This window comes from Arthrobacter sp., from assembly GCF_031988865.1.
GTDB lineage: Bacteria > Actinomycetota > Actinomycetes > Actinomycetales > Micrococcaceae > Arthrobacter_B.
Window position 1 is genome coordinate 1 of the sequence record NZ_DALZXY010000139.1, and the last position, 5,352, is coordinate 5,352.

Annotated in this window: 5 protein-coding genes and 1 pseudogene; 5 read left to right on the top strand and 1 reads right to left on the bottom strand. The window is 66.3% G+C overall.

Translation table 11 applies throughout. From position 1 onward, the window contains the following. The coding region (gene zapE, locus RTN46_RS16280) for a cell division protein ZapE (RefSeq protein ID WP_312182951.1) at window positions 1–667 on the bottom strand (667 nt) is incomplete at its 3' end. Between the two features lie 179 nt (window positions 668–846). Here zapE and RTN46_RS16285 point away from each other — a divergent pair. The 5 genes and pseudogenes from RTN46_RS16285 to RTN46_RS16305 form a co-directional block, all read left to right on the top strand. Then, entirely contained in the window at window positions 847–1,137 is a 291-nt protein-coding gene (locus tag RTN46_RS16285) for a DUF1540 domain-containing protein (protein WP_312182953.1), read from the top strand. Window positions 1,138–1,165: 28 nt separating this feature from the next. Then, window positions 1,166–2,050 carry an HNH endonuclease gene (locus tag RTN46_RS16290; protein ID WP_312182955.1) on the top strand — a complete coding sequence of 295 codons (885 nt, stop codon included), beginning with the start codon at window positions 1,166–1,168 and terminating at the stop codon, window positions 2,048–2,050. 13 nt (window positions 2,051–2,063) lie between these two features. Further along, window positions 2,064–2,447 carry an RNA-binding S4 domain-containing protein gene (locus RTN46_RS16295; protein ID WP_312182957.1) on the top strand — a complete coding sequence of 128 codons (384 nt, stop codon included), beginning with the start codon at window positions 2,064–2,066 and terminating at the stop codon, window positions 2,445–2,447. Window positions 2,448–2,485: 38 nt separating this feature from the next. Further along, on the top strand, window positions 2,486–4,312 hold the full coding sequence (gene nhaA, locus RTN46_RS16300) for a Na+/H+ antiporter NhaA (protein ID WP_312182959.1): 1,827 nt from the start codon (window positions 2,486–2,488) through the stop codon (window positions 4,310–4,312). Between the two features lie 527 nt (window positions 4,313–4,839). Continuing rightward, window positions 4,840–5,352 (top strand): annotated as a pseudogene (locus RTN46_RS16305) (hypothetical protein); the annotation flags it as partial.

Here is a 5,352-nt window from a genome sequence, read left to right on the forward strand (position 1 = left end):
CGTCCGCCCGCCGCAGGTGGTGGCCCGCCGCGAAACCGGCCGAGCGCCGTCGCGCATCCGGGCGGGAGCGGTAGTCCACGTCGCCGTCCAGCGCTGCCACCTGCAGGTTCGTGCGGATGAGTTCGATTCCGGGTTCGAAGAGGTGGTGGAACATCTGGTCCGGAAGCAGTTCCTGCGGCGCGTAGTTCGAGGTCGTGACGAGCACGATTCCGCGGTCCAGGACCTGCTCCAGGAACCGGGTCACGAACGCCGCGTCGGCGGGCCCGTTGACATGGAACTCATCGAAGCAGAGCAGGCGGGCGTCTCCCAGCAGCGCGTCCAGTCCCTCCGCGAACGCTGATCCCTGCCGATAGTCCGACTTCCCGTAGCCGGCGAAGATCCGGGCATGGAGTTCACGGAAAAAGGCGTGGAAATGCAGGCGCCGCTTCTGCCGGATGGGCACGGCGTCGAAGAAGGCGTCCAGGAGCCAGGTCTTCCCGCGCCCGGGCGGGCCCCACAGGTACACGGAGCTGTACGGGTCAGCTTCTCCGGCACTCCCGGTGGCTGTCTCCGCTGCCCGGGCCAGCATGGGCAGGGCGGCCAGCTGCCCGGCGTCGAGTGTCAGCCCCTGCGCCTCGGCCTTCCGGAGCAGCTCGGCTGTGACGGGGTCCTGGCGCACAGAGGTCATACACCGGTTATACCGAGGCCGCCGGAGAGGTTCCAAATGCACCCTGGGGCAGGGCCCGCCCGCTGCCGGAGGCCAGGCTCGTCGGCGAATTACAGCCCACAAATTCGTGCTAATTATTCGCTGCCTTCGGTGGTACGTTCGGAATTAGAGCCACTCCGGCAACCTTTACGGGAGGAACCATGACTGACCATGTAGCACCCGTTTCCGACTGCTCTGTCCACAACTGCGATTTCAACCACGACGGCTGCACGGCGTATGCCATCACCGTCGGAGGCACCCCGGAACATGCCAGCTGCTCGACCTTCATTGACACCTCGGCAACCGGGGGGCTGCCCAAGGTCCTTGCGGCGGTAGGTGCATGCCAGCGGGGAGAATGCCGTTACAATGACCACCTGATGTGTGAGGCCCACGACGTACGGGTCGGCCCTGGGGCTGAACTCGCCGACTGCCTTACTTACCAGCCGCGTTGACTCCGATCCGGCCTCTGGAGAGCTGCCCATGAGCGCAGTCTTGTTCGGTTGGGATCCCGTCTGGCCGGAAGCCTGGCAGCCCGACTATTCCACGGCCGCCATCGCTGCCCAGGAAGCCGGGATCTTCCGGGCCGTCTGGGATGTCTCAGCGCATCCCGGTCTTGAAGCCGGTTCGGATGCCTGGTTTGTGCTGCCCGGGGACCACCAAGGAATTGCCGGGCACGGTGTTGTGGTCTCCTACCCCTACCAAATCGCTGACGCCGAAGAGGGGATGCTGTTCACCGTCGTTGACGTGGACATCGATCTGCTCCTGCCGCTGGGAGAGCAGATTCCCGTCCAGGACCTGGTGCCGGATCTGCTGGCGGCAGCCGGCGGCAATGGGGCAGACGTCACTGTCCTGGAGAGCCACACAGCGGACGCGCTGCGGGCCGGGTGGGCCCGGCGGGTCGCAGGCGGTCCGGGCAGTGTGACGTCGCCACTCCCGGGAACACTGCCCCAGCAGGCACTGCGCTGGTCATTGGCCAGCCGCTACGAGAACGATCCTGACGCCAACCGAATCTGCCTGGTCCACAACGGGCCCGCGTGTTCAGCCTGCGGTTTTGATTTTGTCGCAGCCTTTGGCAGCGCGGGCGCCAACCTGATGCAGGCCCACCACATCGTGCCGCCAGGCCAGGTCCTTGACGGTTATGACCTGGATCCGGTTGCTGACCTTGTTCCGCTCTGCCCCAACTGCCACGCCATGGCTCATGCGGGGGCACCCGAACCGTATACTCCGGCCGAGCTCCGCCGTCTGCTCGCAGCCCAGGGCAGTTCGCTGCCGTCCCCGGCCGTGGATGGGAAGGTCCTTCCCCCGCAGGCGCTGCAGGCACAGGCAGATGCCGCCCGCCTGCTTGGGTCCCCGCGCCCGGACTAAACTCGGGACCATCATGAGCATTCCAACGAGCACCCCGAAAAGCGTGCGGATCGACGCCTGGCTGTGGGCCATCCGCGCCTATAAAACCCGTTCGGCTGCAACCGCTGCGTGCCGTGCGGGGCACGTAAAACTCAACGGCAATGCTGCCAAGGCTGCGCAGCCGGTTCAGCCCGGGGACAGCATCCGCGTCCGGCAGCCCGGGTTCGAACGGATCCTTGAGGTCCGGGCCCTCATTTCCAAGCGCGTTGGAGCCGAAGCAGCCTCGCACTGCTTCACTGATCACACCCCGGAGCGTCCGCCGGCCCCGGCCCTCGGCCTGCCGCAGCGGGACCGCGGCACCGGGCGCCCCACCAAAAAGGACCGGCGGGAGATGGAACGCCTCCGCGGTGACCGCTAGTCTCTGACGCAGGATAAGTCCCGGAGGAAGGCCAGCAGATGTCCAGCAGCCGCGGCGCTACCGGACTGCTCGCACGTTTGGGCGCGATGGGCCAGGAGAAGCGGGCCGCCTCCCTGCTTTTGGTCTTCACGCTGCTGGCCCTGCTCTGGGCGAATTCCCCCCTGGCTTTGAGCTACACCGAGTTCTGGGAAACCACCGTCGAACTCCGGGCCGGTAGCTGGGGCCTGGAACTGACCCTGCAGGAGGTCGTCAATGACCTCCTCATGGCGGTCTTTTTCTTCACCGTTGGTTTGGAAGTACGCCGCGAGTTCGCGCTCGGCGAGCTCACCAACCGCTCCCGCGCCGTCGTACCGGTGGCTGGCGCAGCCGCCGGCATTGCCCTGCCTGCCCTTGTCTTCCTGCTCATTGCCGGAAATACGGAGTACGCCCATGCCTGGGGCGTGGTGATTTCCACTGACACCGCGTTCCTGCTCGGAGCTCTCGCCCTCGTGGGGCCGAAGTTCCCCGGCAGGCTGCGGATCTTCCTGCTGACCCTCGCCGTCGTGGATGACGTCGCTGCGCTGAGCATTATTGCCCTGGTCTATACGGAGCATCTGATGCTCCTGCCGCTTTTTGCCGGATTCGTCGGGCTCGCCGCCGTCGCTGCGTCCCGGTATCTGCCCCGCGGCCGGGGCGCCGCGTACGCCGTGCTGGCAGCGGCAACCTGGCTGGCCTTCTACTACGCCGGGGTCCATCCGACCTTGGCCGGTGTCGCCGTCGCCTTGTCCGTTCCCGTTTTCGCTCCGCGCCGGCACGAGGTCGAACGAGCACTGGAACTCGCGCAGACTTTCCGCCAGTCTCCCAACTCGGAGTACGCGCGGGCGGCTGCCGGAAGCCTGCGAGAGTCCATTTCCATCAACGAACGGCTCCAGAGCGCCCTCAGCCCCTGGGTCTCCTACCTCATCCTGCCGCTTTTCGCGCTGGCCAACGCCGGGGTCAAGCTCGACGGCGCCACCCTGTCAGCGGCGGTCCGCTCACCGCTCACCTGGGGTGTGGCCGTGGGCCTGGCGCTGGGCAAGTTCACCGGAATTTTCGGTATCTCCGCGCTGCTCCGGCGGCTCCGGCTGGGCGAATTCGGACCCGGGCTGACGCTGGGACGGATCTCCGGCGGTGCGGCGCTGTCCGGCATCGGGTTCACTATCTCGCTCTTCATCATCAGCCTGGCAATCGATGATGCGGCTGCGCAGAACGAGGCACGGGTCGGGGTCCTCTCCGGATCCTTGCTGGCCTTCGGGCTGGGCACCATGATCTTCAAGGTGCTGGAGGCCCGTGCCCCGCTGGAACCTGTCGGCAAGCATCTGGCCCGCCCGGTGACCCCTGGCCGGGACCATATTGCCGGCATTCCGGACGCGCCCCTGACCCTGGTTGAGTACGGCGACTTCGAATGCCCGTTCTGCAGCAAGGCGACCGGAGTTGTCGATGAAGTGCGCGAGTATTTCGGCGCTGAGCTGCGATGGGTCTGGCGGCACCTGCCACTCACCCGGGTCCACCCCCACGCGGTGCAGGCGGCGGAAGCGGCGGAAGCGGCCGCATTGCAGGGCCGCTTCGCTGCCTATGCCGCGGGACTCTTCCAAGACCAGGATCATTTGGACCCTGCGGACCTGCTGGCCCTGGCGGAGGGTCTAGGGCTGGATATTGACCGGTTCGAGTCGGACCTGCGGTCGGCCGACGTCGTCAACCGGGTCCGGGACGATGCCCTGGATGCCGAAGCCATGGACCTGCATTCGACGCCCACCTTCTTTGTGAACGGCGTCCGGCACCGCGGCCCATATGATGCCGCGGCCTTGATCCGCGCGCTTGAAGCGACGCGCGGGGCCGTTACCTGAGGTACCTGCGGAACCCGGTGCAGCGGCTCAGCGGTGCGGCGGCTCAGCCTCACAGGACCGGCACAGCCGCCGTTCGCCAACGTCTGCGCCGTCCTTGACCTGCAGGGCCGGCCGGTTGAATTCCCAGGTCCGCTGCACCACCTGGCACCAGCCGGGATGGTATGCGGTCCCCCGCCGGGTGATGTACACCTGGCCGGGGCCCAGCGGCGGCAGTGCCTGCGTCTGTGCCCTGCCCGGTATCCACCGGGTTCCGGATGCGACCGCCCCGGACAGAGGGAAATAATCTGTTGACCGGGTCTTCCGTGAAAGTGTGTTGTAAGTCCCCATGTGCTGACCATAGGTACCCATAGCTGAAGGTTGGCTTCGGAAGTCCACAATTTTGGCTCAAGTTCCAGCGTGTCGTTTCCGGGAAATAGTGGGATCTGGAGTTAATCTGCCCGGCTGTGCCGCTACCTGCCCTGCCTCCCCGCTGGTTTGCCTACTGGTTTTCCCTGCCGGGAAACAGCTTCGGCGGTTATCCTGTGGGCATGCTCAAAAGATTCGCCCGGAAAGTAGCTGCGGCAGCGCTGATGCTTTTCGCCTTCACCTCGGGGATGGTGGTCCTGGCGGTCTACGCGCTGATCAGTTTCGCGGCGTGGGCCATCTGGGGTGCCGCTCCTCCGGCGTACACCTTTGTCCTCGCGTTCGCTATCCCCCCGCTCGCCGTCGGCGCACTCACCGGGCTGGTCATGGCGGCGCACAAAACCTCCAAAGCGCTCCAGGCCCGGCGCGGGGTCCGGGCGGAAGCCCAGGCCCGGTCCGGTTCCTGGGATGCGGCCTGCCACCGTCGGGATACCGCGCTCGTAACCTGGTCCCGGTATGAAACAGACGTTGCCCTGCTGATCGATTACCCGGTGATGACCGACTACTCCGATCCGGTGATCCGGGAAGTCATCCTGGCCATGCAGGGTATTCGCGAAGCTGAACGCGGCACCGATCCGGCCCGCCTGCACCTGGCGGTGGACCGCTTTGAAGTGGCCCTGCGGACGGCGGACAATTAC